This is a genomic window from Paenibacillus sp. 2RAB27 (assembly GCF_052115445.1).
In the GTDB taxonomy this organism is placed as follows: Bacteria; Bacillota; Bacilli; order Paenibacillales; family NBRC-103111; genus Paenibacillus_E.
In genome coordinates, this window is the sequence record NZ_JBFRGR010000003.1 from 1 (window position 1) to 22,274 (window position 22,274).

The window sequence follows — 22,274 nt, forward strand, 5'->3', positions numbered from 1 at the left end:
AGTTTAGTTTTTCGATGTTTCCTGGCAGAAGCATCAACGTTTGGTGATGATGGCGGAAGGGATCCACGCGTTCCCATCTCGAACACGACCGTTAAGCCTTCCAGCGTCGATGGTACTTGAACCGCAGGGTTCTGGGAGAGTAGAACGTTGCCAAGCATTGTTCCCTGATAGCTCAGTTGGTAGAGCACTCGACTGTTAATCGAGTTGTCACAGGTTCGAGTCCTGTTCGGGGAGCCATTTATTTTTAAATACCAGGCCTTTTTTATGGAGAGGTGTCCGAGCTGGCCGAAGGAGCACGATTGGAAATCGTGTAGGCGTCACAAGCGTCTCGAGGGTTCGAATCCCTCTCTCTCCGCCATAAGAGCTTTCAAATTAGAAAAGCCTGTATACGAGGCCCGTTGGTCAAGTGGTTAAGACACCTCCCTTTCACGGAGGTAACAGGGGTTCGAGTCCCCTACGGGTCACCACCAAAAATTCCCCACAAAGTGACGTATTGCTGACAAGCATATTCCGAATACTTTGCGTGGGCCCCAATGAACAATCCCATGGAGGCTTAGCTCAGCTGGGAGAGCATCTGCCTTACAAGCAGAGGGTCGGCGGTTCGATCCCGTCAGCCTCCACCATTTTATCTTCTCAGAAGAAAGTTAGGATGTCTTGAATTTTCTCTGGGAATAATAAAATATCATGCTAGTATTGTCGCGGGGTGGAGCAGCCCGGTAGCTCGTCGGGCTCATAACCCGAAGGCCGCAGGTTCAAATCCTGCCCCCGCAACCAACCTCTTACTAAGAGGAGATTTACATAGTGTGGAGCTGTGGTGTAGTGGCCCAACATGCCTGCCTGTCACGCAGGAGACCGCGGGTTCGAATCCCGTCAGCTCCGCCATTTTTTATGTATACAATATGAGTCATTAGCTCAGTTGGTAGAGCACCTGACTTTTAATCAGGGTGTCGTAGGTTCGAATCCTACATGACTCACCATTTCATTCATAGGGATCTTTAGGCGAAGACTAAAGTCTCTCAGATTTACTAGCATGCGCGTATGGCGGAATTGGCAGACGCACTAGACTTAGGATCTAGCGGGCGACCGTGGGGGTTCAAGTCCCTCTACGCGCATCCAAACAAAAAGAGCTTTCTTTCATCCTTTAACGGGGATAGAAGAAAGCTTTTTTTTTCGTACATGCATATCTAAAATATGGTTGACATTGATTATTATTATCACTAATATCAAGAGTAGTGATTGACGCGAAATGGCGGGAGGAGATCGCATTTTGAAAACGATTAAATACTGCTGCAGAAATGAGAAATTCGGATCGAAACAAATATATAAGTCGTTGAAGCACGAGTATCCAGACTTGAAACAAAAGAAGAAGGAATGCTTAGGCAATTGCCGGCATTGCAAGAAAGAATGTATCGCCATGATCGGGAAGAAGAAGCTGCTTTGCGCGGAGTCACCGGACCATTTATATGCTCAGATTAAAGAAATCATATCGGCGTCGAAGGCCAAAAGTGTGACGGCTTGAACCTAAATCTGCTAAAATTATTACTTCCGTTTGTATTTGCATGTACAATTCTGTTAATCTTGTATGTATGGGGAATACGCAAGAGATAACCATACAGAAAGGTGTGTGCACAGATGCTAAACGATACACTAACACAAGCGCTCAATGAGCAGATGAATTATGAGTTTTATTCCGCGCACGTCTACTTAGCTATTGCTGGTTATTGCGCTGCGGAAAGCTTGGATGGATTTTCGAACTTTTTTAAAGTACAAGCAGAAGAAGAGAAGTTTCATGCCATGAAGATTTTTAAATTTATTAATGACCGTGGGAAAAAGGTCAGCTTTGATGGCATGAACACGCCTGTGAATCAGTACGAATCAATTTTGGACGCATTTGAACATGCTTATCTGCATGAGCAAGAAGTAACGAAACGGATTTATCACCTATCCGATTTGGCATTGAATGATAGAGAGCATGCGACTATGCAGTTCTTGAAATGGTTCATTGACGAGCAGGTTGAAGAAGAGGCTATGTTCGATAGCATTATCAACAAGCTGAAACGTATCGATAAAGATAGCAATGCGTTCTACATGTTGGATGCGGAATTTGCACAACGTTCTTTCACACCGCCAGCTGCGGAATAATTACATATCCTTTTCATGAGACAAAAACTTACTTGTTCGCAATTATGCGAAGGGTAAGTTTTTTCTGTTTGTTGACATAAGGTTGTCAGGGTTTATTTTGTATAGTAATAGAAAAAGAAAGGAAGTGCATCATGGAGAAATTAGATCTAGCCAAGACCTATAAAGCATATTACACAGCTTCAACGAAGCCAGAACTCGTTGTTTTTGAACCTATCTCCTATGTAAGTATTGTTGGCAAAGGAGATCCCAACGGTACCATCTTCGCTAACGCTACAGAAGCGCTGTATTCGGTCGCCTACGGCGTTAAAGGGCATTACAAGAAGCTGGAGAAAGATTTCACAGTAGCGAAGCTGGAAGGGCAATGGTGGGTAGATGGGGATCCCCGAACGGCCTTGGAGGTACCGAGGGAAGAATGGCATTGGAAGTTATTGATTCGCATGCCAACGTATGTGGCGGGTGAGGTTGTGGAAGAAGCACGTACAGCTGCAATGGTAAAGAAAAAGGAACTGAAGCTAATAGCTAATGTAGGCTATGAATCCTTGAACGAGGGAACCTGTGTCCAGATGCTGCACGTTGGACCATATGCGACTGAACCGGAAACACTTTCTCAAATGTATCCATATATAGAGCAGAACCAGCTAAGGATCTGTGGTCTTCATCATGAGATCTACTTATCGGATCTGAGGAAGATAGAGCCTGATAAAATGAAAACGATTTTGAGATATCCTGTTGAAGCGGTAAAAGTGGTGATGGGGTGAATTTTGCTGTAAAATAGAACATAATGTCGAGCAGCCAACCATGGGGAGGGATAGCGGGTGCGAATACGTAGCATATCTAGGTTTGGACGAGCTATTGGTGTCCTTATCATCATCGTCGGGTTCATGTATCCCACGCCCGCGGCCCACGCATCTTGGTTGGATCGGGTAAAAGAAATCTATCAATTGCCAAGCAATGTAGAACAAATCCAGAAGGATTATGAGGCTACGAAGCAGCAATTAGAAGAGCAGAAAGACAAGTTGTCGGAAGCCGTCAGGCAGTCGCAAGAAATCGAGGATCGTCTCCTCAGTCAGAATGAGGCACTTAAGAAGGACAACGAGCAGTTACAAGAACGTTTGAAGGCGATGGAACAAGTTGCGCTGGATAAGGATAAACGAAATCGCAAAATAACCTACATGGTGATTACTGCTGCCGCGTTGGTTGTAGGCTATTTCTTGCTTGGACGTGTGTTTCGCTTCTTCGTTTGGCAGAGAAGGAAGCGTGGAATGCGCTAACAGCATTGGTGAGGAGGTTGTGTGGTTTGGAGATCATCTATGAAAATGCAAGCTCACAAGCTAGGATGGCTACACTGCAGCTTCTAAAGGGAGAGGCTGTGCATGTACTGCATCCCAACCAAATTGTTGCATTTCAGGGAAGGCCTGAGCAGCGTGAAGATGCACTGATGAAGCTTCCCAGCATGTATAGGAAGAAGCGGTTGATCCAATCACGTATACTCGGTCCTGGGCGTGTGTTAATGGGATTGCCAGAAGCGTATAGTTTGGCTGTCGTGCCTTTGGAAGCCGAAGATGATCTATTGTTTGAATTTCGACATGTGCTGTTCTATACGGAAGGTGTGACCTTTACAACGCATCTACAGAGTGTGAAGAACACGTTGATCACGCAAGATTTAGTTAAAATGCAGTTTCACGGTCCCGGCAGTCTAGGTTTGCTAACAGCTGGCCCTATACATCACATGGCCCTGGATGCTGTGGAGCCTTTGTATGTTGATGTGAGTTGCCTTGTTGCCTATCCGCGGCAAGCTAAGCTGCGCCTCTGTGTATACGGCAACACTCTGGCAAGTCAGCATATGAATTATCACTGGGAGATTACGGGGCATGGGCATGTGCTTATGCAGCCTTGTAAGCCAGATCCCAAGTTGGACGAGCATATGAAATCGGATAGCTTACTGCGCCGCATAGCACGGGAAGTGCTGCCATTTGGGGGCGTTTTCATAAAATAATAAAAAAATATAAAAAAAAGTTGCATTTGTTTTGAATACCTGATATATTATTCCTTGTCGCCTCAGAGAATCACTTGATGAGCGAAAGAGAAATTACACCGTGCGGAAGTGGCTCAGCGGTAGAGCATCGCCTTGCCAAGGCGAGGGTCGCGGGTTCGATCCCCGTCTTCCGCTCCAATATTTGCGCCCTTAGCTCAGCTGGATAGAGTATTTGACTACGAATCAAAAGGTCGGGAGTTCGAATCTCTCAGGGCGCGCCATTTACACTTTATATTCACTACGGGACGTAGCTCAGCTTGGTAGAGCACCTGCTTTGGGAGCAGGGGGTCGCATGTTCAAATCGTGTCGTCCCGACCATTTTAGAATTTTTTATATGCGGGCGTAGTTTAATGGTAGAACTTCAGCCTTCCAAGCTGATCGCGCGGGTTCGATTCCCGCCGCCCGCTTACAGAAGAAAGAGACCACCTTCGGGTGGTCTCTTTCTTCATTATTAGGGAATTGAACCCTTTAGGGCTCGATGAGTAATAAACCTACTTCCCGCAATTTAACTGGATTTTCTCCATCTATTTGAAGCGTATTTCTCGAATTCGAAAGCTTAACTGTATTTCCTGTAGTTAAATTCCTTCGATTTGGTCGATTCTTCAAATTTCATATAAATTAAATGTACTTTCTCCATGTAATCACGAAAATACATCAGATTCGAGTAAATTAGCTGTAGTTTATACATCTAAACACGAATCGGGAGTCTTCTTGCGTTCGCAAAAGAACCGACAGATTCATCGACATAGAGCATCGACCTTCCGTTTCATATTCATATTTTCCAATAGTCATACACGTGTATCTAGGTTAAAATGGGAAAAACATGCAAAGGGGACTTACCGAAATGAACGCTATTGAAAATCGTATTCAGGGGTTACACCAGTATCAATCGCAGTTAACGGCGCCTGCTGATCTGGCTGCATTCTGGGAGCGTGCATATACGGAAGCTACGCAAGATGCATCCTATACAAGAGAGCCGGTAGCATCACCTTTTATACAAGCGGAAGTGAATAAGATCGTCTTGCAGGGTGCTGCGGAAACACCGATTCATGCTTGGTTGTTACTGCCTAATGCTGAGAGCAAGTCTAAGAAGGTACCTTGTATTGTTACATTCCCAGGCTATACGGGCTCCAAGGGAAGACCCGAGGATCATGCTGCTTGGTTGCTTATGGGGTATGCGGTACTTGCGGTTGATGTACGCGGGCAAGGCGGCGAAAGCGGTAACCTGCTGCCACAGGAGACTGGCATGACGAGGGGCTGGATTACACAGGGGATTCTCGACGCGGAGACGAGCTACTATCGTGCAGTTGCGATCGATTCATTACGTGCTGTACACTGCGCGTTAGAGCAGCCAGAAATCGACAGTGAGCGGGTATTCGTATACGGCGGAAGCCAGGGCGGAGGGCTTGCCCTACTCGTAACCGCGCTTGAGAAGCGTATTCGGTCAACCATTGCCCATGTACCGAATCTATGCCACATGGATTTGGGCTTGTTGCAATCGGTCAGCTCACTTAGTGAGGCAGCGGAATTCGTTACCCGGTTCCCAGAATATCTGCCAGATGTACTGCGAACAGTTTCCTATTTCGATATCGTGAATTTGGGCGATCGAATTGAGCAGCCTGTTCACGTTACGGTAGGATTGAAGGATACGTGCTGCTTGCCAGAAGCGATTTTCGCTGCGTATAACCGAATCGAATCAGCACACAAATCGATTGAAGTGTACCCCTTCATGGGGCACGCGACACCTCCTGGCTCTCATGCAGCGGCACATGCCTTTTTCTCAAAATGGTAAGGTCTGAAGTAAGAGGCTTCACACTTGGATAACCTATTACTAACTTGAAGGGAGGTGCTGACAAATGGAAAAAATGGATTCATTTGAAGAGGTATTTAAGCTGATGGAAGCCGCTTTTCCTGTAACTGAAATAAGGACGTATGAAGGTCAACGAGCACTGTTATCTCATCCTAATTACAGCATCGATGTCGAGAAAGATCCTCAAAGGCAGCTACTTGGCTTCTTGGCCAGTTGGAACTTTAGTACGTTTCGATTTGTGGAACATATCGCCGTCAACGCTGCCATAAGAGGCGGTGGGATTGGCAAGCAAATGCTGACGACGTATATGAGCCGTGCAAGTACCCCTATCGTACTTGAAGTCGAGCCTCCGACTGCCTCAGATGCTACGCGGAGAATTGAATTCTATAAGCGCTGCGGCTTCCATTTGAACCTATTTCCTTATGCGCAGCCACCACTCAGAGAAGGGCAACTGAAATTGCCTCTCAACATCATGAGTTATCCTAGTCCGATGACAGAAAATGAGTTTAATCCCTGTAAGCATATCCTATTTACCGAGGTGTATAAGCAGCTGCTCTGAAAAGAGTGGCTGTTTTTTTTGTGCTTTACATAGGAAAGGAAACACTTACCATCTCGCAAAAGTTGTCATCCTAAAACGAACTATGCTAGTCTAATATAGACAAAAAATGCCGAATCTCGGAGCATCGAAAGCTCTGGTACGGGGGACTTCTTTACTTGGGGTGAATGAATGCTCAGTTAGCCATAGGCTAATGGGTGCGCTAGGGAAAACCTCTTCCCGAACCCGTCAACTAACCTCGGAGGCTTCAAGGAGGCACAACGTTTTGAAACTTTTTACCAAAAGCTTTATTTGTTCATGCGCTCTTGTAGGCGCAGCCTTTTTCCTGTTCGCCGCTCCATCCACGCATGCTGCTGCCCCAGACACCTCTTCGGTGAAGGTTCAAGTCAATGATGACTTGGTGCAGTTCCCGGAAGTACAGCCGTTTATTGATACGGAGGGTACACTTCAGGTGCCATTACGTGTGCTATCGGAGAAGTTAGGCTATCAAGTGGGATGGGCGAAGCAAGGCGATGAAGTCGTCGTCACGCTGATGAACAAGGAGCAGGCGATTCAACTCACAACGGACGAAGAGCAAGCGATCGTGAACAGTAAGTTAGTTGAATTAGAGAGCAGTCCAACTTTGGTTAAAGGGAGTACCTATGTCCCTCTACGCTTTGTTACAGAGACGTTTGGATCTGCGATTGCGTGGAACGATGCGAATAAAATTGCCATCGTGGAAGAGGACGGCAAGACTCATAAGCCAGCCTGGATTGCACCGCCACCAGCAGCTCTAGCAGCCCCAGTGGCCAAGGTCGTTCAGTCATCCATTGCAGCTCAAATTATTCAAGCTGCAACGACGTTCAAAGGGACACCGTACCGATGGGGAGGAACTACACCTAAGGGTTTTGATTGCTCTGGATTCGTTCGTTATGTATACGAGGCCAAAGGTATCGAGCTGCCACGCACCTCCGTGCAAATGTACGATAATGCGGGGGCGAGAGTGACGGATTTGAAAGCGGGAGACCTCGTCTTCTTTGCTTCTGGTATCGTCAACCATGTAGGCATTTACATCGGAAATAATCAATTCATTTCCTCGACAACATCCGTTGGTGTAACGGTTGATAGTCTCGCTAGCTCCTATTGGGGCTCCAGATATGTAGGTGCTAAACGCGTGTTATAGGTAGTTACGAAATCAAGTAAATCATCGATCTAAGAGCGTATGTTCGCTAAGTCTTTCTTTATTGAAAGCAAAGCGGCAGATGCTCTATTTTTTGCGCGAATTTGTGCGATTCTTATCGAATTTTTGAGAATTATAGCCTATAATGGAACAATGGTTGGAAGAAAGTAGGTGGCGCGTACGGCATGCAAGTCAGTGTCTGGAAAAGCTTGTTTCATAAAATTAAATTGTCGGGTCGAACAGATCGCATGTATAACGTGGAAACAGGTCCTGCCATACCAGAAGACATTCGGGTCGTGATTAAGCAATTTTTTCATACGTATAACCATTTCAAAGGGGCTAGGCAATTCCAAACAGATACGTTTATTAAAGAAGTATTTTATGCAACAAAACAAGATCCGAGAGATCAGCGCTCAATAGATGAGATGGAAACTTATATTCAGAGCAAGAATGTGAATCGGTTACGACTGAAATCTTATGTGATTGATGAATATTTACGTGTTGGTGAGAAGGTGTGTATGATCGGTGTGACGCGGGAGTTTAGCAATGCGCATCGCAATCGTGTGCTTTATTTTATCATTCAGGAAGAAGGCATTTGGCGGTTCCATCATATCGTGAGATCACATCATGGCAAAATTCTAGAGAAATTTCAGGTGAAGGAACAGGTTGGATTTGTGGTTGGGGATGATAAGGTAGCGCTGCTCTTTCTTACACATGCCGATTCGGCGGATGCTTCCACGTTCATGTTAGGGGATTATGTTCACTCAGAAGGTTATCTGGAAGTGGAGCAAGAGGTCAGCGATCAGCTCTATTATCGCATTGTTCGAATGAATCGCGTACATTAAGAAGGTTGAATACGCTTCATGGACTACTTCGTGATCAAAAGTGGAGTTTTTGAACAACCTCTATAAGCGGCATGAATAGGCTTTGCTCGGTCGTCGAGTAACGCTTATTTGGTGTATGCGAATATGGAAGTATACAAGTGGACACAGCCCGCCTCCATGTGAAAGAATGGAACTATTATGCATCAGGTGAAAGGTTAGGTGTACATGCCTGAAAGGGAGGCAAAGATGGAGAAAGAACCGATGGGGCTGCAGGAGCAGTTTTGGAAAAAAGTAGATGGCGAGCAGTTAGGGCAGCTTCTGCAAATGATTGCTTTGAGCAAGGGGCTGGAGCCTAGTCGGATTGCTTTTGTATGTATAGGGACAGATCGCTCAACTGGCGATGCACTAGGTCCACTTGTGGGGAGTAGGCTTGCAGAGCTGGGCTATCCGTACGTCATTGGCACGCTTGCAGCACCGTGTGATGCTACTAATTTGGCCGTGCGCTTGCAGGAAATCCCACCGAATGTTGTCGTTATTGCGATAGATGCTTGTTTGGGACGGAAATTAAGTGTGGGTTTGTACCAATTGTCGAACCAGCCACTGGCTCCAGGGAAATCAGTAGGTAAAGATTTACCTCCAATTGGTGATTACACGATTGCAGCGATCGTGAATGTGGATGGACCTAGACAGTATAACGTCCTGCAAACGACTTCGTTATTTCGTGTTATGCAGATGGCAGAAGAAGTAATCCGGGCAATTGTTTATGCCATTCCTTTGTAGCTGAGGGGCAGCAAAGAGGAGAAAGATCGGAGTGATGGGTGAGTGATCGGACCAGGTGGAGCAGGTGGGCCAGGGGGAATGGGGCGGCTTTCCGACCGGAATCGTCCAAAGGCCAAGTTAAAGGATGTATCGATACGCAGGATTTTGTTATTGTTCAAAAGATATTGGGGACAGCTCTTGGTCATTATCGGCTTGGCACTGCTTGCGGCAGTGATGGGGTTGATCCCGCCTCTAGTCATGAAGGAAATTATTGATACCGCAATTCCGCAGGGACGTGTTCAGCTATTGTCCGTAATGGCGCTGCTGTTAATCGTGCTGCCTGTGTTGAGCGGAGTAGTGGGCGTATGGCAGAACCATCTCAATACCAAAGTAACCCAAGGGGTTATTCGGGATTTGGGGCAGTCGTTGTTTCATAATTTACAGCGGCAATCGATGTCGTTCTTCACGGACGCGCGCTCTGGCGAAATTGTTCAGCGGATCACAGGGGACGTGCAGTCGGTACAGAGTGTGGTTACGTCCATTGTCGTCTCTTCGATCACGCAAATCGTCGTCGTTTTCACGACAATTGGTATCTTGTTTGCGTTAGATTGGAAGCTGGCGATTATATCAGTGCTTATCCTGCCACTTTTCGTCTTGCCTGTGAAAAAGGTATCCAAGCTGCGGAAAGAGCTACGGATCGAAACCCAGAAAGTGCGCTCAGACATCACTTCGCAGCTGAATGAAAATTTCGGCATTTCGGGTGCGTTGTTGACGCGGATTTTTGGCAGAGAGAAGCAGCAAGAACAAGAATTCACAACGATGAATCAAAAGGTGATGGATCTCGAGCTGCGGCTCAATCTGGTCGGCCGCTGGTTCGGAATGGCAACGAGCACGTTAGGACCGTTAGGCACGGCTATTATTTATATCTATGGCGGCTACTCCGTCATTCAGGGTGATATGACTTTAGGCTCGATCGTCGCGTTTACGGCGTATTTGGGACGGTTGTATATGCCAGTAKGGACCTTGCTGAATCTACATGTCGAGGTAGCGACAGCGCTGGGGGTATTCCAGCGGATTTTCGAGTATCAGGACATGGTGCCTGATGTGATGGATGCAGAAGGCGCGCGCCAGTTAGGGCCTGTGGCGGGGCATGTGAGGTATAAGCAGGTGTCTTTTGCTTATAAGGTTGGGGAGCAGAGCAGAGCGAGGGAGAAAGGGAAGCTTGCGGAAGCAGGGCAAAAGGCTACACCGGGGGAACAAAAGGCAAGGGAGAAGGTGCAGTATGCGCTGCGCGACATCACCTTCGAGGCGCAGCCTGGTGAGATGGTCGCGCTTGTTGGACCTAGCGGCGCAGGGAAGTCGACGCTGATCGGGATGATCGCGCGGCTATATGACCCGACAGCCGGTGCTGTTGAGGTCGACGGCGTGAACGTCCGCGACGTGGAGTTAGCGTCGCTGCGCGCGCAGATCGCGTACGTGACGCAGGAGTCCTTTCTGTTCCACGCGACGATTGGCGACAACCTGCGCTTCGCGCGGGAGGACGCTACGCGTGAGGAGATGGAGGCCGCTTGTCGGCAGGCCTACATCCACGATTTCATCGTGTCGCTTCCCGAAGGGTACGACACGATGGTCGGAGAGCGCGGCCACCGGCTCTCCGGTGGCGAGCGCCAGCGGATCGCGATTGCTCGCGCGATCCTGAAGCGCCCGCGCATCCTCATCCTCGATGAGGCGACGTCGCACCTGGACTCGGAATCCGAGTCCTATGTGCAGGCGGCGCTCGAGGAGCTGATGCAAGGGCGCACGACGCTCGTGATCGCGCACCGGCTCTCCACGGTGCTGGCCGCCGATCACATTCTGGTGATCGAAGCGGGCAGCGTCGTGGAGCGGGGCACGCACAGCGAGCTGCTGGCGCTTGAAGGGCTGTACGCACGGCTGTACAGCACGCAGTTCGCGAAGGCTGCCGAGGAGGCAGCGAAGGGCGGATTAGGCTAGCCGCGTCTCCGCGGCGTAGCAAATAACGCCCCCAAAGGGCGTTATTTGTGAGCACTGCCACTGAATGTGCGGCGACAGACAGGTTACTCCACCTACGGGTGATTAAAAGGGATATTCCCCTAGGTCAATTGACCTAGGGGAATATCCCTTTCTTGTAACTACCTAATTTGTTTAAATGATATAGTGTGTGCGTAAGCGTACCAATTAACGTAGGAGTAGAGGGAGAGAAATTACTATACACCACCAAAAGAGGAAAATAATTACATACCCATCCCACCACCATTCTGCCCATTGGATAAATCCAATGTAGTGCTCTTACATGTAGCCAATTGTTTAATTTGATTGGACAAATCCACTCAAATCACAGAAAAGGGTCTTTTATTGGCTCGAAAGGAGTTAGTAGACTGGATTAATCCAATGATAAGCCTAATTTCAGCCCCGATCAGGAAGTTACAGTGGATATATCCAATGGGTATAGACAGTGGCAGTCGAGTGGCGGAGCAAAACGGAACGTAGATCCGCTATCTCCGAATTTTCAGCCACAAATCGGCATATCACGCTGAAATAGCGTCCTCACGTTCCGCAACTTCACTGGAATTGGTGGAATCCTCCAATTAACGCCCTCATGTTCCGTTACTCCACCCGAACATTCGCCTGAGGGCTAGAAACCCCTGTTCCGGGAGCCCCATGGTTCCCGATCACGCCATCATCGCTATCCGCCAATCCTGCCGGATCCAGTTTGGTTCCTTCGCGCAGTAAGTAGCCGAAAAACAAAACGTAGTACGACACGATGATGAAGAAAACGCCAGCGGTGATGGGATCCTTTGTAAATTGTGAGAATTCAGCAGGGTTGAAGGAAGTTGTTGCCCCCGTGGAAATAGCCACGCTAGCGTAGCGATACGCGATGCGACCTAGGAAGAGAACAAGGACGGTGATCTCAATCCAGAGATGTGTACGATAGTACCAGCCATCACTTCGATGCTCGAAGCGGGTATGGCGAATTGCCGTTCGCCCGAGCAAGGCGCCGCCAGCCAGTCCGATCAAGTAGCCGATGAAATGGATGGGATGAACGAAGCCCAAGAGGAAGATGACCACTCCCAAGAGGCTGAACAGCGACAGACGAAAGGTGAGCCTGCCACGTGAAAGCTTTTGAAAGCCAATGGTGCGCCTCACCCGTCGATAAATAAAAAAGCCAAAGATAAGAAACGGAATTACATAATGCAAAGAGTCCTGCATGGGGAAGTACCTCCAAACCTGTTAGTGTATTTCCTAATTGTAGCAAATTTGGACGGCTCATCGTGAGAAATGTTATTCCGTTTACAAAATTGTGTCATACACTTAATAGTAGTTCGATAAACTTACTATTACACACTCAAAGTGCCGCAAGGAGTTGACGGTAAATGGCTATGATCACTCATATTAATGTATGTAATACAGTTAATGAAATTTACTGTTGTCTTCGTAATAAAGTTGTGAAGCTCGACGCGCAGCAAAAGGAGCAATACTGCAATGGCTGTAAAATGTTCGCAGGTGGTGCAACGGGTTATGACCACGGTGTTTCTTGTACGTGGGAGGATTTGCGAACCGTAAGTAATCCGCATGTGGTCCTAGACCCAGCCCAAGAGTTTAAACATAACCAAATTCGCCAAGTGCCGCCCGAGGGTCCGGCCTTATTTGTATATACACCCAGATGGTAAAACACATCCTATTTGATTTTGACGGGACACTTGTCGATTCCAGGGCGCTCCTGGTAAAGCTTTATAATGAAATGGCCATTCAACATCGCTTCCGTCCCATCAGCGAACAGGATTTGGGTCCGTTGCGCTCGATGTCGATATCTGAACGCGTAGATCGCTTAGGGGTTCCCGTGCTCCAAATTCCTAAGCTGATGGTGGCAGGACGGCAGCTCTACCACGAGAATATCCGATCACTGCAAATCGTGCCTGGTATGAAAGAGGTTATTGCGAAGCTTTCCACACAAGGGGTTAAGAGCTCGATTCTTTCTTCCAATTCAGAAGCAAATATTCGGCTTTTTTTACGAAAAAATAAGTTGGAAGGTGCATTTAAGGAGATCATTTCTGCGAAACATATTTTCGGCAAACATCATTCGATTCGCAAAGTGATGAAGCAATGGGGAACCACGCCTACACGGATGATTTATGTCGGTGATGAATTGCGAGATATTGAATCCTGTAAGAAGTTAGGTGTGCCAATCGTAGCTGTGACGTGGGGATATGATTCACCTCAGCTACTCCATAGTGGAAGTCCTGACTACATGGCAAACACGCCTGGTGAGCTATATCGAACACTAATTAGCCTAAGTTGAGGACTACAGCAGGAATAGTCAAGAGCCGCCACAGGGAGGGACTGAGGGGGCTTTTTATCATGCAAGAAAACCGAGAATCGCAGAATTAACAGGTAACCATCCGTTTCAAGTAAAATAAGAGTGAGGTTAAAGTTTGAGAGTCGATGGGAGTGATAGCATGCTATTTTATTCAATCATTGTTGTGATTACAGCTGTCGATCAGCTGACTAAGTATTGGATACGTTCGGTGATGACGGTTGGCGAATCCATGCCCTTTTATAAAGATTTCATTTCCTTCACGTATTATCAAAATAGTGGGGCAGCTGGCAGTTCGTTGCAAGGCTGGGCTCCTATACTTGGAGTTCTCGCGGTTCTCATTGTCGCAGGGATTTGGTGGTATCGTAAAAAAGGGGGCTTCCCAGGGACGTTAAAACAAAGTGCAGCTGCATTCCTTGTGGGTGGGGCGATTGGCAACGGAATTGAACGGCTTCTTTTCGGGAAGGTCACCGATTTCATCGTCATTAACTCCGGGAATGGGATTATGAATCTAGCGGATATTGCGATTAATTTGGGTGTTGTGCTGTATGTAGTGGACATGCTTCTATCGCAGAGAGGCAGATGGAAAGGAAATGGGAAGAATCCACAAATTTCCTAGGTATTTAAGCCCTCAAATGAAGAGTTGGTATAGATCTAAAGAACTATTTATGGTATCCTTCAAGTAGGAATACGTCATTGGAGGGATGGTCACATGAAAGCGGATCGACAAGATCTTGTTGATGAGTTTTTTGCGATGATTCGAAAGCTGAACCGCACGGGATCGGATATTATGCATGTGAGGGAGTTTTTCTGGCGATCGTCTGAAATTCGCGGATTTATCCCGCCAAATGTTGAGTTTATGACGGTTCTCAAAGCTTATAATGCGGTGCTTTTTCATGAGTTTCGGAAATCACTAGTGCCTCATACAAGTATGCATATCTTAGCCAATGTTCACATGGAGGCAGGAGATGCGCTGGTTAGCTTGGGGATCACAACGCTAGAAGATCTCGAATTAGCAGTTAAAGGCAGGATATTAACCAAAGCATAAAGAGTCGTCATGAATAGTAACAAGCAAGCAGATGCCGGTATAGAAGTTGTTCTCATAGTGTAAAATCAAGCCCAAGCGAAGAAGCAAGTCGCTTGGGCTTTATTCTTGGTATTAGTCTTCTTTTTTCTGCTGAAGGGCTGCAAGCAGCTTGTCTGCGAGTGAGTTCCCTACTCCGGCAGAATCGGAGAATTGCTCGATCAGCTGGCGGTTGACTTTGGCTGTAGCCTTGCGACCGCCACCTTTAGACTCACCGTCGATTTTCTCAACGACATTGCAGGGACGGCATTGAAAATATTTGCCTGCTTTTCCCGTGTGTATTTCCATCTTCTTATGGCACTGTGGGCATCTATGGTTCGTTAATTGCCCGTCAGCTTCACGTTTATACGAGCATTCCCGACTGGAACAAACCAGATAACGTCCTCGTTTGCCCTTGACTTCCTGAAGGAACTCGCCGCAATCGGGGCATTTACTGCCGGTTAAATTGTGCGGTTTATACGCTGCGGAGCTGCGTTTGACTTCATCGACGAGCTCGGCTGCTTTCTTGCGGATTCCACTGAGGAAAGCTTCCATGCTTCCTTTGCCTTTGGAGATGCGTTCAAGCTCCTGCTCCCAGCGTGCTGTAAGCTCGGGTGAACGAAGCTCCTCAGAAGCAAGCTCGATGAGCTGTGTGCCCTTGCCAGTAGGGATGAGCAAGGAGCCTTGACGCTCAATCGTGTCGGAGGACACAAGCTTCTCGATGATATCTGCACGAGTTGCAGGTGTGCCAAGACCGAATTTCTCCATCTGCGACAGTAAGGAAGCTTCATTATGGCGAGAAGGCGGTTTCGTTTGGCGGCTAACTTGCCGAACATTGCGAGCGGTAACTGCGTCCTTCTCAGACGCTTGGGGCAGCAGCTGTCCTGTATCTTCCTCGGATTCATTGTCTTCCCGATCGGGATCGGTGAAATCGGTGGCGCCGTAGACGTCTTTCCAGCCTGCTTGCTTCACGACTTTGCCTGAGGCATAGAGCTTCTCTCCAGCAATTTCAATGGTTAACTTCGTTTCATCATAGCGGCAAGGACCGCTGAATAAAGCTAAGAAACGGCGAAGAATCAGGTCATAGAGTCGACGTTCATCTGCGCTTAGCGTAGCGAGTGAGATGGCTTCACCAGTCGGGATGATGGCATGGTGATCGCTGACTTTGGAATCGTCGACGATTCGCTTCGTAATCGTCAGAGGCTTACGAATAAATGGTGCTGCAAGCGGCGCATAAGGGCCGATAGCAGCTCCTTTCAAACGGCCGAGCAAGGTCGGTACCATATCGGAGGTCAAATACCGCGAATCGGTTCGCGGGTAAGTGACCAACTTGTATTGCTCATACAGTCGTTGCAGGACATTCGACGTTTGCTTGGCAGAGAAGCCGAATTTGCGGTTCGCGTCGCGTTGCAGCTCCGTCAAATCATAAGCCAGCGGATGCGGGATTTGCTTCTCGGTCTTATTCACCTGCACGATGCGGCCGCTCTGGCCTTGCAGCTTTGCTTTCAAGCTATCGGCGCGCTCGCGGTCAAATATGCGCGAGTCGCCGGTCTTCGGGTCCCGCCACTGGGCGCGGAAGGACCCGAGCTCGGCTTCGATCAACCAGTAGTCGGCGGACCGGAAATCACGGATTTCCGCCTCACGGTTGATCATCATCGCCAGCGTGGGCGTCTGCACGCGCCCAGCGGATAATGACGCGCCGAACTTGCTGGTCAGCGCGCGGGTTACGTTGAGGCCGATGAGCCAATCGGCCTCGGAACGACAGACGGCTGCTTGATACAGCCGGTTGTAGTCGGTGCCGGGCTTCAGCTGCGCGAAGCCCTCGCGAATGGCCTGATCCGTCTGCGACGAGATCCAAAGCCGTTTGAACGGCTTCTTCCAGCGGATCAGCTCCATAATCCAGCGCGCGACGAGCTCGCCTTCGCGCCCCGCATCAGTTGCGATGACCAGCTCCGACAGGTCGCCACGGCGGCTGAGATGCTCGATCGCACGAAACTGCTGCGAGGTTTCTTTCATGACTTTGAGCTTCATTTTGCCAGGGATAATGGGCAGATCTTCAAGGTTCCAAGTCTTGAACTTGGGATCGTAATCATCGGGCTCAGCGAGCGTGACGAGGTGGCCTAGTGCCCAGGTAACGACGTATTTGGCACCTTCGAAGTGGTGTTTTTGCTACAGCCCAGTACACGAGCAATTTCTTTGGCTACACTTGGTTTTTCAGTCAGTACGAGAATTTTCATGGGGGCAATTACCTCTTTTCTACATACCAATTAGCATAAGCGAAAGGGTCCTACTTTTCAAACGGGTAATATTTCGAAATATTTGTACGTTTATGCCGAAAATCAGCGGAATTTGTCTATTTTCACCCTAATATAAAGTATAATGGTGATATATAGAATAAAAGGGGGGAAACCTCGATGGGGCACATGTTTTCTCTTTTTTCCGATCATACCATTAAAACAAGACTTCAACTCTGGATAAGCGCAATTATAGTGGTACTGGCTTTTTCGATCATCGTTCCTTTTTACTTTATAGAGAAGAGTAATCGGTTAGAAGAGGCTAGAGTTCAACTCAAACAAGTGATTTCGTTACAGAGCTTATATATCGAACGTTGGAATCAGGAAAAGTTGGATGCGATTAAACGTTTTGCACTTTCAGATAATGCCAAGTTCCACCGCATAGGTGATTTGAAACGGGAGTTTCAGGATTATGCCAAGGTGAATTCGGAATTTTTATCGATTACTTTCGTTGAGCCGGATGGTAACATTCGCACAGATACGACTTCGATTTATGTGGGTGATCGTCAGTACTACAGGCTCGGGAAGGAAAAGAAAAGTTTTGTTTCGGGTGTTGTGATCTCCAAAGATAATGGAGCACCTGTTATTACATTTTCTTCTCCCGTACTTGGCGATCACGGTGAATTCAAGGGGATTGTGCTGGGGATTATTACACTTGAAATGTTGAATAAACTGATGGCTCAGCTTAGCTTCGGAGATACGGGTGAAGTCTATGTGCTGGATGCAGAAGGCAATATTGTAACGGCCTCTAACTGCTCCGAGAATGGTGCAATTACCCAAAGTGTGGCATCGGAAATCTATCTTCGTGCCGTATCGAGCAGTACGGATCATAGTGCGTATACTGGCTTCCGAGGGGAGAGCGTGTATGGTCAATACCAATGGTCCCAAGGGAAAAACTGGCTTGTTGTTGGGGAAATTACCCAGAAAGAAGTTTTTCGAAAGTTAAATGAATTAAGTATAACGATTATTATCATTTCCTTGATTGCACTGCTTCTCAGTATCGCGGCTGCGGTGATGATTGCCTCCAAGATTGAGCGGCCGATTCGCTATTTGCTGCGAGCCACGAAGATCATTCAGAAGGGGAATTACGATTATCAGATCAATGTGGATAAAATTAGAAAAGCTCCTGTGGAGCTGCGACAATTAGTGGCCACATTCAATCTCATGTCGGATCGTTTGAAGTCCAACATTTCGTTATTGGAGCATTCAGCATGGATGGATCAATTGACAGATGTTCATAATCGACGCTATATGATGCTAGAAGGCAATAAGCAATTGCAGTCGTGTATTTACTCCGGACAGACCTGCTCTGTCTTGATGATGGATATTGATCATTTTAAGAAAATTAATGACACGTATGGTCACTTGGTTGGTGATGGTGTTCTCCATCATGTCGCGAGTATCCTAAGACGGTATGCGGGAGAGGATGCGATTGTGGCGAGGTATGGCGGTGAAGAGTTCATTCTGTTATTACTGCGGAAGGATGCGCAAGAGAGCGCTGCAGTAGCTGAGGAAATACGAAATATTTTAATAGATGAACCTTACAGCAAAGAGTCGTTAACGGTCAAAATAACCGCAAGCATCGGAGTTGCCGAATACTCACCGACGTTGGAATACGGAACGATGGTGCTGGAAGATATGGTTTCTAGGGCAGACCATGCGCTGTATCGCGCGAAATCAGGTGGAAGAAATCGTGTCGAAGTTGACACCAAAAGGTTGTATGATGAAGATGATCATGTATAAATATGACGCGGAGGTGTGCTATGAAAGGGAGAACGGCGATTGTTGCGGGAGGATCGGGCTTAGTCGGCAAGGAACTGATCAAACAGCTAGTGAACGATCCGGATTATGATAAGATCATTGCCTTAGTTCGTAAGAAAATGGATCTCGATCAGCCGAATGGACTGGGGAAACTAGAGCAGCGCGTGATTGATTTCGCTAAGCTGGGTGAGAGTCTGAAGTCCTCGGAATTCGCGCATGCTCATGTCTACTGTACTTTAGGAACAACGATCAAAAAAGCAGGCTCGAAACAGCAATTCCGCAGAGTAGACCGAGACTATCCCCTCATGCTAGCTGAAGTGGCGAGCAAGGGACAAGCAGATAGCTTCGCCATTGTAACAGCCATGGGAGCAGACCGCACATCCTCCTTTTTCTACAATCAGGTAAAGGGCGAAGTGGAAGATAAGCTGCGAGGGATGCGACTTCGCTCACTTCACTTGCTTCGGCCTTCTCTCATTCTGGGTAACCGTGGGGAATTCCGATTAGGTGAGAAACTGGGAGGCATCGTTTCACGGGCCATTGCTCCGCTGATGACGGGTCGTCTTCGCAAGTATCGTCCCATTCATGCACGAACGATTGCTACAGGCTTAATAAGAGCAGCCAAGTCGGGGAAAACGGGCGTTCAGGTGCTAAGCTCCGATCGGATTGCCTCTATTGCTGGTAGATGATCAGCTTGTACAGCCGCGTGTCTGCCTCTTTTCCTCGAAAATGAGAGTGGTACTCGGCTTGCGTTTTTGTTAAGATTAGTGTCGTTCATTATTAATGTCCTAAATGAGTATAGAAAGAAGGTTCACATMATGATTGATCATATCGTCCTTGTTAAATTTGCTGAAACAACTACGCAAGAGCAGCTGCAAGAGGTAGTTGACCGTTTCAAAGCGCTGCGCTCCCATCTGACAGGTATCGTTGATATCCAAGCGGGAATTAACTTCTCCGAGAAAAATCAAGGCTTCCAAGTTGTACTTTCCGTTCGTTTTGAAGATAAAGCGGCATTGGCAGCTTACGGTCCGAACCCGGAGCATCAAGCGGTAGCCGCGTATATTCGTGAAGTTGGCCGTGTAGACAGCTTAATCGTGGATATCGAGATTTAGAGGCATGGGGTTAACGAGGTAAAGGAACGTAGATCCGCTATTTTGGCGAAAATGGACGAAATCTGGAGGAAACGGAACCTGGTTCCGCTATTTCAACATTTTGGGCCTCTGGGCAGCGAGGTTGGAGAGAATAGCGTACTCACGTTCCGCAACTTTGGATATTTGCACGAAATTCGGGAAATAAGGGATCTACGTTCCCTTCCGAGATGGAAAAGCATGAAATCAAGCAGAAGCAGTCCGTCCTCGTCAGAGGGCGGGCTGCTTCTGCTCTTATTCAGTCTAATGGTGGTCAGGTGCCATTACCAAGTTCGCCTACATTTTCCTTCGATATTCGGAAGGTGACAACTGGGTAAACCCGCGAAACAGCTTGATAAAGTAGCTTGTGTGCTCAAAACCAAGCTGTTCTGCGATTTGTTCAATACTCGCATCGGAGGTGTCCAGCAGCTCGCGTGCGCGCTCCACTTTGGAGCGAGTGACGAACTCGACGAAAGTTTCGCCGGTTTCTTTCTTGAACAGCCGGCTAAAATGAGAAGCGTTCAGGTTCAGCCGTCCTGCCATTTCCTCCATACTGATTCGCTCGCCCAGATGCAGCAGCTCCGCCTTGAAATTCGAAACAAAGTGCTGCATCACGATATATTTGAGTTCCAGCTCCATCACGAGATTAACCATCCAGAATGTTAGGATTTGCTTTTTCAGTGACGGCAGATCGTTACAGAGCTCCCCGATATAAAGGGAAAGATCGATACGCATGTATTGATGGAAGGCTTGCTGCGCCTGGCGGAGCGCGGTACGGATTTCCTCGTGCACGTTTCTTTTTAACGTTATGTGGAAGGGGAACAGCAGGATCGCATGTCGTTCATCCAGAGACAGATTAACGCAGCCCTCGGTAGATATGGACTCATTCAAGGTGTTATCAAGCACGAACTGCACCAAATGAGCTCCACCAAAGCGTGATTCCACATCGACGATTCGCTCGGGTAAGGCTAGGACAGGGAGATAGCAGCTGCCCTCGCCAAGATGAATGCCGAAGGAAGCGGCTTTCTCTGCCCATTCGGACTCATTAAGTAAGGGCTGCTGCTGCAGGGACGTTTCATTCCTTCTTGGAAAAAGGCAAACCTGGAACAAGTCGTTGATCAGATTGTCTCCAAAACGAAAACACCTGCCATGGTAGATAAAGAATCCTTACTCTATGTGTTGAAAAACACGGTGGCTGCCAAAGCAGCTACACCGCTGACGTATCAAGCTGAATTCGATAAAGTGATGCAAGAGGAATTCGATAAAATGATGCTGAAAAATCAGGATATCGATACGACGATCAAAACGGCGCAAGATAAGATTCAGAAGCTGGTGGATTCGAAGAAGTAGAGGAAGTGGGAAGAGCCTTCGCCAGGGTGGCGGAGGCTCTTCCGCGTGAGTGCCTATTAGGGAAGCTGTCTAAGCTCTTTCCGATACACAGACGGCGCAGAACCGCTCCACTTGTGAAACTGCTTCGAAAAGTAGAGCGCATCATTGAAGCCGACGGAGGAGGCGACTTGATCGATGGTCATGGCGGTTGTCATTAGTAGCTGCTTGGCCCGTTCCATCCGGATATTGAAAAGATACTGCATCGGGGATAATCCGGTGTATTGTTTGAACATTTTGCACAAATAGGTGCGGTGATACCCCAAATTGCGAGCGAGATGCTCGATGGAGACCGCTTGTGTGTACTGCAGCTCTAAATAGCGGATGGCTTGTCCGATTTGGCGCTGGATATCGGTTTCAGCTGCTGGCTTGGCAGAAATATGGTGCGTGTTCACACGTCCAAGCTCGCGAAAAAGCAGGCGCAGCCAGCCCTCAGCTTCCAGTTCCTCTAACTGGGGGAAAGAGGTCTGGTTGAAGCATGCGCGCAGATGACGGTAAAAGTGACGAATGGTTCGAGGATTATTCCCCGATACCACAGCTTGCTGTGGGGAGACCCCGATTTGTGAAAGAAGCGAATCGACGGAGCGCCCAGTGGAAGCAACCCAGACATAATGCCAAGGCGTAATGCTATCTGCTGTATACGAAAATAACTCACCTGGATAAATGATAAAAGTATCTCCAGTGGAGCAAGCATAGGTTCGCTGCCCCATTTCGAAGGTGCCTTTCCCCGAGAGAACCGTATGCATCAAGTAATAATCGTGAACGGCAGGCCCCATTTTGTGCTGGGGGTGTGGCTTGCCTTCGCCACTGAAAAGGACAGATAAGTCTGGATTGCTATGTAAAGGATTAATGCTGATGTCGAAGTAAGTATGATCTTGATTCATAGGGGCCTCGCTTTGTTTTTATTCTGAGCGTAATCTAAAAAACTACAAATGTCCATATTGGAGTTGTTTCAATCCATATTTTTCAAAGCGAGCTTGCGCTATAGTAAGGATATAATAATAGATTGTTTATTGGAGGAGATTATC

At 47.7% G+C, this 22,274-nt stretch carries 22 protein-coding genes, 12 tRNA genes, 1 rRNA gene, 1 pseudogene and 1 riboswitch; of the genes and pseudogenes, 32 read left to right on the forward strand and 4 right to left on the reverse strand.

What is annotated here, in order from left to right; translation table 11 throughout:
• Positions 1-39 precede the first annotated feature (39 nt).
• The 24 genes from rrf to AB4114_RS05325 all read left to right on the forward strand — a co-directional run bounded on the left by rrf (position 40) and on the right by AB4114_RS05325 (position 11,277).
• A 5S ribosomal RNA gene (gene rrf, locus AB4114_RS05210) occupies positions 40-156 on the forward strand.
• A 5-nt stretch (positions 157-161) separates the two neighbouring features.
• Positions 162-237 (forward strand) — tRNA-Asn (locus tag AB4114_RS05215).
• Between the two features lie 29 nt (positions 238-266).
• Positions 267-358, forward strand: a tRNA-Ser gene (locus tag AB4114_RS05220).
• 34 nt (positions 359-392) lie between these two features.
• Positions 393-467, forward strand: a tRNA-Glu gene (locus AB4114_RS05225).
• Positions 468-547: 80 nt separating this feature from the next.
• A tRNA-Val gene (locus AB4114_RS05230) sits at positions 548-623 on the forward strand.
• A 74-nt stretch (positions 624-697) separates the two neighbouring features.
• Positions 698-774, forward strand: a tRNA-Met gene (locus tag AB4114_RS05235).
• A 31-nt stretch (positions 775-805) separates the two neighbouring features.
• Positions 806-882: transfer RNA gene (locus tag AB4114_RS05240), tRNA-Asp, on the forward strand.
• Positions 883-901: 19 nt separating this feature from the next.
• A tRNA-Lys gene (locus AB4114_RS05245) sits at positions 902-977 on the forward strand.
• A gap of 55 nt (positions 978-1,032) precedes the next feature.
• Positions 1,033-1,112: transfer RNA gene (locus AB4114_RS05250), tRNA-Leu, on the forward strand.
• Positions 1,113-1,267: 155 nt separating this feature from the next.
• Positions 1,268-1,519: a DUF1450 domain-containing protein gene (locus tag AB4114_RS05255; protein WP_171634521.1), complete on the forward strand. Its 252-nt coding sequence runs from the start codon at positions 1,268-1,270 to the stop codon at positions 1,517-1,519.
• A gap of 113 nt (positions 1,520-1,632) precedes the next feature.
• Positions 1,633-2,142, forward strand: coding sequence for a ferritin (locus AB4114_RS05260; protein WP_171634520.1), 510 nt, complete (start codon positions 1,633-1,635; stop codon positions 2,140-2,142).
• A 131-nt stretch (positions 2,143-2,273) separates the two neighbouring features.
• Positions 2,274-2,900, forward strand: coding sequence for a GyrI-like domain-containing protein (locus AB4114_RS05265; RefSeq protein ID WP_441987483.1), 627 nt, complete (start codon positions 2,274-2,276; stop codon positions 2,898-2,900).
• Between the two features lie 57 nt (positions 2,901-2,957).
• Positions 2,958-3,413: a hypothetical protein gene (locus AB4114_RS05270; RefSeq protein WP_441987484.1), complete on the forward strand. Its 456-nt coding sequence runs from the start codon at positions 2,958-2,960 to the stop codon at positions 3,411-3,413.
• A gap of 26 nt (positions 3,414-3,439) precedes the next feature.
• A complete protein-coding gene (locus AB4114_RS05275) occupies positions 3,440-4,138 on the forward strand; it encodes an AIM24 family protein (RefSeq protein WP_441987485.1) in 699 nt (232 codons plus the stop codon).
• 102 nt (positions 4,139-4,240) lie between these two features.
• A tRNA-Gly gene (locus AB4114_RS05280) sits at positions 4,241-4,315 on the forward strand.
• Between the two features lie 6 nt (positions 4,316-4,321).
• Positions 4,322-4,398: transfer RNA gene (locus AB4114_RS05285), tRNA-Arg, on the forward strand.
• Positions 4,399-4,418: 20 nt separating this feature from the next.
• A tRNA-Pro gene (locus AB4114_RS05290) sits at positions 4,419-4,495 on the forward strand.
• 18 nt (positions 4,496-4,513) lie between these two features.
• A tRNA-Gly gene (locus AB4114_RS05295) sits at positions 4,514-4,584 on the forward strand.
• A 437-nt stretch (positions 4,585-5,021) separates the two neighbouring features.
• Positions 5,022-5,969, forward strand: a complete 948-nt coding sequence (locus AB4114_RS05300) for an acetylxylan esterase (RefSeq protein WP_441987486.1) — start codon at positions 5,022-5,024, stop codon at positions 5,967-5,969.
• 64 nt (positions 5,970-6,033) lie between these two features.
• The gene (locus AB4114_RS05305; protein ID WP_441987487.1) at positions 6,034-6,546 is read left to right on the forward strand and encodes a GNAT family N-acetyltransferase; all 513 of its coding nucleotides are present in this window, start codon (positions 6,034-6,036) and stop codon (positions 6,544-6,546) included.
• A 97-nt stretch (positions 6,547-6,643) separates the two neighbouring features.
• A riboswitch (cyclic di-AMP (ydaO/yuaA leader) is annotated at positions 6,644-6,805 on the forward strand.
• A 3-nt stretch (positions 6,806-6,808) separates the two neighbouring features.
• Positions 6,809-7,705, forward strand: a complete 897-nt coding sequence (locus AB4114_RS05310; protein WP_441987488.1) for a C40 family peptidase — start codon at positions 6,809-6,811, stop codon at positions 7,703-7,705.
• A 182-nt stretch (positions 7,706-7,887) separates the two neighbouring features.
• Complete coding sequence (locus tag AB4114_RS05315) at positions 7,888-8,547, forward strand: hypothetical protein (protein ID WP_441987489.1); 660 nt, start codon at positions 7,888-7,890, stop codon at positions 8,545-8,547.
• A gap of 225 nt (positions 8,548-8,772) precedes the next feature.
• The gene (gene yyaC / locus AB4114_RS05320) at positions 8,773-9,306 is read left to right on the forward strand and encodes a spore protease YyaC (protein WP_441987490.1); all 534 of its coding nucleotides are present in this window, start codon (positions 8,773-8,775) and stop codon (positions 9,304-9,306) included.
• A gap of 78 nt (positions 9,307-9,384) precedes the next feature.
• Complete coding sequence (locus tag AB4114_RS05325; protein ID WP_441987491.1) at positions 9,385-11,277, forward strand: ABC transporter ATP-binding protein; 1,893 nt, start codon at positions 9,385-9,387, stop codon at positions 11,275-11,277.
• Positions 11,278-11,910: 633 nt separating this feature from the next.
• Here AB4114_RS05325 and AB4114_RS05330 read toward each other — a convergent pair.
• On the reverse strand, positions 11,911-12,513 hold the full coding sequence (locus AB4114_RS05330; RefSeq protein ID WP_441987492.1) for a hypothetical protein: 603 nt from the start codon (positions 12,511-12,513) through the stop codon (positions 11,911-11,913).
• A 164-nt stretch (positions 12,514-12,677) separates the two neighbouring features.
• On the opposite strand from AB4114_RS05330, the gene AB4114_RS05335 reads away from it, so the two are divergent.
• The 4 genes from AB4114_RS05335 (at position 12,678) to AB4114_RS05350 (ending at position 14,666) form a co-directional block, all read left to right on the forward strand.
• Positions 12,678-12,974, forward strand: coding sequence for a hypothetical protein (locus AB4114_RS05335; RefSeq protein WP_441987493.1), 297 nt, complete (start codon positions 12,678-12,680; stop codon positions 12,972-12,974).
• Positions 12,968-13,603 (forward strand): HAD-IA family hydrolase, encoded by a 636-nt coding sequence (locus AB4114_RS05340; protein ID WP_441987494.1) that lies wholly within the window; start codon positions 12,968-12,970, stop codon positions 13,601-13,603. Before AB4114_RS05335 ends, AB4114_RS05340 begins: the two co-directional genes overlap by 7 nt.
• A gap of 157 nt (positions 13,604-13,760) precedes the next feature.
• Positions 13,761-14,237, forward strand: a complete 477-nt coding sequence (lspA, locus tag AB4114_RS05345) for a signal peptidase II (RefSeq protein ID WP_441987495.1) — start codon at positions 13,761-13,763, stop codon at positions 14,235-14,237.
• 93 nt (positions 14,238-14,330) lie between these two features.
• Positions 14,331-14,666 carry a hypothetical protein gene (locus AB4114_RS05350; RefSeq protein WP_441987496.1) on the forward strand — a complete coding sequence of 112 codons (336 nt, stop codon included), beginning with the start codon at positions 14,331-14,333 and terminating at the stop codon, positions 14,664-14,666.
• A 111-nt stretch (positions 14,667-14,777) separates the two neighbouring features.
• Here the strand turns inward: AB4114_RS05350 and AB4114_RS05355 are convergent.
• Positions 14,778-16,918, reverse strand: a pseudogene (locus AB4114_RS05355) (DNA topoisomerase III).
• A gap of 177 nt (positions 16,919-17,095) precedes the next feature.
• Here AB4114_RS05355 and AB4114_RS05360 point away from each other — a divergent pair.
• The 3 genes from AB4114_RS05360 to AB4114_RS05370 all read left to right on the forward strand — a co-directional run bounded on the left by AB4114_RS05360 (position 17,096) and on the right by AB4114_RS05370 (position 19,845).
• Positions 17,096-18,718 carry a sensor domain-containing diguanylate cyclase gene (locus AB4114_RS05360; protein ID WP_441987497.1) on the forward strand — a complete coding sequence of 541 codons (1,623 nt, stop codon included), beginning with the start codon at positions 17,096-17,098 and terminating at the stop codon, positions 18,716-18,718.
• Positions 18,719-18,738: 20 nt separating this feature from the next.
• On the forward strand, positions 18,739-19,422 hold the full coding sequence (locus AB4114_RS05365) for an oxidoreductase (RefSeq protein ID WP_441987498.1): 684 nt from the start codon (positions 18,739-18,741) through the stop codon (positions 19,420-19,422).
• Positions 19,423-19,551: 129 nt separating this feature from the next.
• On the forward strand, positions 19,552-19,845 hold the full coding sequence (locus AB4114_RS05370; RefSeq protein WP_441987499.1) for a Dabb family protein: 294 nt from the start codon (positions 19,552-19,554) through the stop codon (positions 19,843-19,845).
• 312 nt (positions 19,846-20,157) lie between these two features.
• Here AB4114_RS05370 and AB4114_RS05375 read toward each other — a convergent pair whose 3' ends face one another.
• A complete protein-coding gene (locus tag AB4114_RS05375; protein WP_441987500.1) occupies positions 20,158-20,970 on the reverse strand; it encodes a helix-turn-helix domain-containing protein in 813 nt (270 codons plus the stop codon).
• 39 nt (positions 20,971-21,009) lie between these two features.
• Here AB4114_RS05375 and AB4114_RS05380 point away from each other — a divergent pair, with 39 nt between their 5' ends.
• Positions 21,010-21,210 (forward strand): hypothetical protein, encoded by a 201-nt coding sequence (locus tag AB4114_RS05380; RefSeq protein WP_441987501.1) that lies wholly within the window; start codon positions 21,010-21,012, stop codon positions 21,208-21,210.
• Between the two features lie 56 nt (positions 21,211-21,266).
• Here the strand turns inward: AB4114_RS05380 and AB4114_RS05385 are convergent, their stop codons facing one another.
• Complete coding sequence (locus AB4114_RS05385) at positions 21,267-22,130, reverse strand: AraC family transcriptional regulator (protein WP_441987502.1); 864 nt, start codon at positions 22,128-22,130, stop codon at positions 21,267-21,269.
• Positions 22,131-22,274 lie beyond the last annotated feature (144 nt).

What these genes read in the sequence shown, in the direction of transcription:
- AB4114_RS05260 (WP_171634520.1), top strand. Translation starts at nt 1,633, where the DNA reads ATGCTAAACGATACACTAACACAAGCGCTCAATGAGCAGATGAATTAT.
- AB4114_RS05265 (WP_441987483.1), top strand. Translation starts at nt 2,274, where the DNA reads ATGGAGAAATTAGATCTAGCCAAGACCTATAAAGCATATTACACAGCT.
- AB4114_RS05300 (WP_441987486.1), top strand. Translation starts at nt 5,022, where the DNA reads ATGAACGCTATTGAAAATCGTATTCAGGGGTTACACCAGTATCAATCG.
- AB4114_RS05305 (WP_441987487.1), top strand. Translation starts at nt 6,034, where the DNA reads ATGGAAAAAATGGATTCATTTGAAGAGGTATTTAAGCTGATGGAAGCC.
- AB4114_RS05315 (WP_441987489.1), top strand. Translation starts at nt 7,888, where the DNA reads ATGCAAGTCAGTGTCTGGAAAAGCTTGTTTCATAAAATTAAATTGTCG.
- yyaC (WP_441987490.1), top strand. Translation starts at nt 8,773, where the DNA reads ATGGAGAAAGAACCGATGGGGCTGCAGGAGCAGTTTTGGAAAAAAGTA.
- AB4114_RS05330 (WP_441987492.1), bottom strand. Translation starts at nt 12,513, where the DNA reads ATGCAGGACTCTTTGCATTATGTAATTCCGTTTCTTATCTTTGGCTTT.
- AB4114_RS05335 (WP_441987493.1), top strand. Translation starts at nt 12,678, where the DNA reads ATGGCTATGATCACTCATATTAATGTATGTAATACAGTTAATGAAATT.
- AB4114_RS05340 (WP_441987494.1), top strand. Translation starts at nt 12,968, where the DNA reads ATGGTAAAACACATCCTATTTGATTTTGACGGGACACTTGTCGATTCC.
- lspA (WP_441987495.1), top strand. Translation starts at nt 13,761, where the DNA reads ATGCTATTTTATTCAATCATTGTTGTGATTACAGCTGTCGATCAGCTG.
- AB4114_RS05350 (WP_441987496.1), top strand. Translation starts at nt 14,331, where the DNA reads ATGAAAGCGGATCGACAAGATCTTGTTGATGAGTTTTTTGCGATGATT.
- AB4114_RS05360 (WP_441987497.1), top strand. Translation starts at nt 17,096, where the DNA reads ATGGGGCACATGTTTTCTCTTTTTTCCGATCATACCATTAAAACAAGA.
- AB4114_RS05365 (WP_441987498.1), top strand. Translation starts at nt 18,739, where the DNA reads ATGAAAGGGAGAACGGCGATTGTTGCGGGAGGATCGGGCTTAGTCGGC.
- AB4114_RS05370 (WP_441987499.1), top strand. Translation starts at nt 19,552, where the DNA reads ATGATTGATCATATCGTCCTTGTTAAATTTGCTGAAACAACTACGCAA.
- AB4114_RS05380 (WP_441987501.1), top strand. Translation starts at nt 21,010, where the DNA reads ATGGTAGATAAAGAATCCTTACTCTATGTGTTGAAAAACACGGTGGCT.
- AB4114_RS05385 (WP_441987502.1), bottom strand. Translation starts at nt 22,130, where the DNA reads ATGAATCAAGATCATACTTACTTCGACATCAGCATTAATCCTTTACAT.